This window comes from Corynebacterium sp. MSK150 (genome assembly GCF_030229215.1).
Classification (GTDB): Bacteria; Actinomycetota; Actinomycetes; order Mycobacteriales; family Mycobacteriaceae; genus Corynebacterium.
Genome location: NZ_JASPHM010000029.1, coordinates 1 through 3375, shown reverse-complemented (window position 1 = coordinate 3375; position 3375 = coordinate 1). Strand labels below are relative to the sequence as shown.

Below are 3375 nucleotides of genomic sequence, written 5' to 3'. Positions count from 1 at the left end.
CTCAATCGGCATTCAAAAAGGCCAAATCTAACCCCCGCGACACGCCGAGCCAGACACACATTTTGACCCTTAACCCTTTAAATGGATATAATTAGACCCATGTTGATTTCAGGTACCGCTTTCTTGCGGTTGCGCACCAACCGCTAAGGCGGTTTCCTACCCCGTAGGTTAAAAACCGCTCCGGTCCTTTAGCCGGGCGGCTATTTGTCATGCCCGGCTCCCTTTCAAATCCAAGGAGCACACCTGATGTCTGCATACGGACACGGCCGTCACGAGCATGGCCAAAATTTTCTCACCAACCACAAGATCATCAACTCCATCATCGACCTTGTGAAACAAACCTCCGGCCCCATCATTGAGATCGGACCAGGAAGCGGTGCCCTCACTCACCCGATGGCCCACTTGGGGAGGGCGATAACGGCAGTTGAAGTGGACGCAAAACTAGCTGCCAAAATCACACAAGAAACCTCCTCGGCGGCGGTCGAAGTGGTCCATGATGATTTCCTTAACTTCCGGTTACCCGCCACTCCCTGCGTCATTGTGGGAAACATTCCCTTTCACCTCACCACTGCCATTCTTCGAAAGTTGCTGCATGCGCCAGCATGGACTGACGCTGTACTCCTCATGCAGTGGGAAGTCGCTCGCCGCCGGGCCGGGGTAGGCGCAAGCACGATGATGACGGCTCAGTGGTCCCCATGGTTCACATTTCACCTGGGTTCTCGGGTACCAAGGTCTGCTTTCCGGCCACAGCCAAACGTTGACGGGGGGATCTTAGTGATCCGCCGGGTGGGTGCCCCGAAGATTCCGATAGAGCAGCGCAAAGCCTTTCAGGCGATGGTGCACACCGTTTTCACTGCCCGGGGACGCGGGATAGGGGAAATTCTCCGAAGGGCAGGGTTGTTTTCATCACGTTCAGAAACACAATCATGGTTGCGCTCGCGAGGAATCGACCCCGCGACCCTACCTCCCAGATTGCACACCAACGACTGGATCGATCTCTTCCAGGTGACTGGTTCCTCTCTACCTCACCATCGACCCATTTCACCATCGGGAAGTAGTCAACGACCTCCTCAACGGAAAAACCGAAGCCGGCGGCGTTAATCCCCACCAAAACCGAAATCCACCAGTAGTACTAAAAGGGCTCTTCCGGTTTTAGAGTGCATTGATTAGTTCGCCGGGGGTTCGGGCGTGGCACAAGATATTGGGGTCCTTGGCTTTGTAGGAAAAAGGTATCTAATCCATCCGTACAAAACTAAGGACCTACTGTGCAGCCTAACGGAAATGTCATCGTCGATACCATCTGCCGCACCGCAAAACTAGGAACTACTATCACCGGTGCCACAGAAAACGGTGACGTCACTGTTATTGAAGCCGAACCCGTCGAGCCGATCAATGAATGCCCTACCTGCGGGCAGCCTGGAGTATTCCGCGACCACGTCATCCGCAGCCTGGTCGATCTGCCCATCGTCGGCCACCCAACAACTTCATGTGCGCCTTCCACGCTACCGGTGCACCAACAAGCGTTGCTTGCAGAAGATCTTCCGTGCTGGCCTTGCCTGCGCGCCCGACAATTCAAAGACCACGGACCAGGTGACCCACTGGATCCTGCAACGACTCTGCCTAAATCGGATGAGCGTTGCCGCTGCACCCAAGTCATTAGGCCTGGGGTGGGATATGAAGTGTCCCAGGTTTTGTTCCGTTTGATGAAACCCGTTTTTGAAACAACGTACGGAGCACAACGCACGCCGATGCCAAAGCTTCCGCAACATCGACTACCTCATCAAACCCACGACAGTGGGATTCACACCCTCAATCCCCACGCGTGCAAAACCATACCGCCTTACAGCGCGCCCGCAACCGGAGCGAAAAATAGGGTTATCATTGCGGCATGACAGTAAAGACCACGCCGTACATTTCTTTCCCTGGTAACGCCCGCGACGTATTCGAGTATTATCATTCGGTTTTCGGTGGTGATCTCGAGATGCTGACGTATGGCGAGCAGCTAGATAATGGAGTTGAGTTCCCCTTCGATCCGCCACGTGACGCCATCGCTCACGGCACCCTTCGCGGTCCTTTTACTCTTGGTGGAGGTGACGATTTGCAGAACTCTTGCGATCGCCTCACTCTAGGAAATATCGGATTCACCGTCGAGTCTGATTCCGTGGAAGAAGCTGAAACGATCTACGCTGCGCTAGCCGACAGCGGCGATGCGTCCATGCCTTTCGCCAAGGCGCCGTGGGGCGACTACTTCGGCATGGTGATCGACCGTTTCGGTGTTGGCTTTAACATCACGGTCCCAGCTAGTGCTAGCTCTCTGGACAAATCGGCTCAAAGGATGATTCGGGCCGAAGGGATCGACCTGAATAGGGCTACGCACGAACGTGCTCATGATGTGGCCGCGATGCTCAGTGATTTCAACGCCGAATTCGATACCCCGTGCCCGTCAATCGATGTTCTTACAGAGCGTTTTCAGTGTCTTCTTCGGCGCGATGACGTCATAGTCTGCATCGCTGACGGTGAGAAGTTACCTGCCGGCTTCGCCTTTGTGACGCTTCGACCCAGCCCCTACTATGAGGGGCCTATCGCGATGCTTGAAGAGCTTTACGTTCATCCCGAGCTTCGAGGGCGGGGGATAGGCACTGCCATCATGGACCTAGTAGAAACCGCAGTGTCTAAAGCAGACGTCATCGAGATCCAGATCAATGTCGATGAAGTGGATGTTGACGCTCGCCGCTTTTACGAGGGACGCGGATTCTCACATTACGAAGACGGGAACGGTTACCGCATGTTTTGCTACTTCAAGGAGCTCACGCGGTAGCCGCATGAGCCCCCGTGGTTGCCTAAGGGTAAAGGGAAAGCTGGCCAGAAAAGCTCTGAACAGCCGGAATGCTGTCGGACTAACAGTGTCTGGTTTGGAGACATCGTTCCGGATGTCTCACCACATCGATTCTCTGCGGCTTTCCACACCGAAGTGACGGCTGCTGAAAATAAGTCCGTGTGAGGCCCAGCTCTGCTGCTTTTAGCGCTTTCAGGAGCAGTTCTAGAGGTGTGTCTCAACCTATGAACGACAACTGAGGTCGCAACCAAGCCCCAGCTATCGCGTTTAAAGACCGCAAATGGGGCACAATCTTGGCCCGCATAGTTGCCTGTCCTGAGGAGTATCCGTGACGTTGCGGCTATCCGATTTCCGGGGTCCAGCCCACAGCCCTGGGTCTCGCACACCTGTCACTGTCATTCACGGTAGATAAGGGCGAAAAATTTCAAATTTCTGGCCCTTATCTACCGTGAATGTGGCCTTAGGGTTAAGGGTCAAAAAGTGTGTCCGGAATCGCGGATTTTCACGGATTGACCTGTAGGTTTCCGGAAAGTATATGC

General features: G+C 54.4%; 3 protein-coding genes and 1 pseudogene. All 4 read left to right on the top strand.

Going from position 1 to position 3375, the window contains the following annotated elements; all coding sequences use genetic code 11:
* Window positions 1-81 precede the first annotated feature (81 nt).
* The 4 genes and pseudogenes from QP941_RS11660 (at window position 82) to QP941_RS11455 (ending at window position 2818) form a co-directional block, all read left to right on the top strand.
* Window positions 82-147, top strand: a complete 66-nt coding sequence (locus QP941_RS11660) for an erythromycin resistance leader peptide (protein WP_071569110.1) — start codon at window positions 82-84, stop codon at window positions 145-147.
* Window positions 148-246: 99 nt separating this feature from the next.
* Window positions 247-1101 carry a 23S ribosomal RNA methyltransferase Erm gene (erm, locus tag QP941_RS11465; protein WP_284869002.1) on the top strand — a complete coding sequence of 285 codons (855 nt, stop codon included), beginning with the start codon at window positions 247-249 and terminating at the stop codon, window positions 1099-1101.
* A 164-nt stretch (window positions 1102-1265) separates the two neighbouring features.
* Window positions 1266-1683 (top strand): annotated as a pseudogene (locus tag QP941_RS11460) (transposase family protein); the annotation flags it as partial.
* Between the two features lie 652 nt (window positions 1684-2335).
* Window positions 2336-2818 carry a GNAT family N-acetyltransferase gene (locus tag QP941_RS11455; RefSeq protein WP_284836120.1) on the top strand — a complete coding sequence of 161 codons (483 nt, stop codon included), beginning with the start codon at window positions 2336-2338 and terminating at the stop codon, window positions 2816-2818.
* The last annotated feature ends 557 nt before the right edge of the window (window positions 2819-3375 follow it).

Coding starts and splice junctions, on each gene's coding strand:
- QP941_RS11455 (WP_284836120.1), top strand. CDS start 2,336: ATGATTCGGGCCGAAGGGATCGACCTGAATAGGGCTACGCACGAACGT.
- erm (WP_284869002.1), top strand. CDS start 247: ATGTCTGCATACGGACACGGCCGTCACGAGCATGGCCAAAATTTTCTC.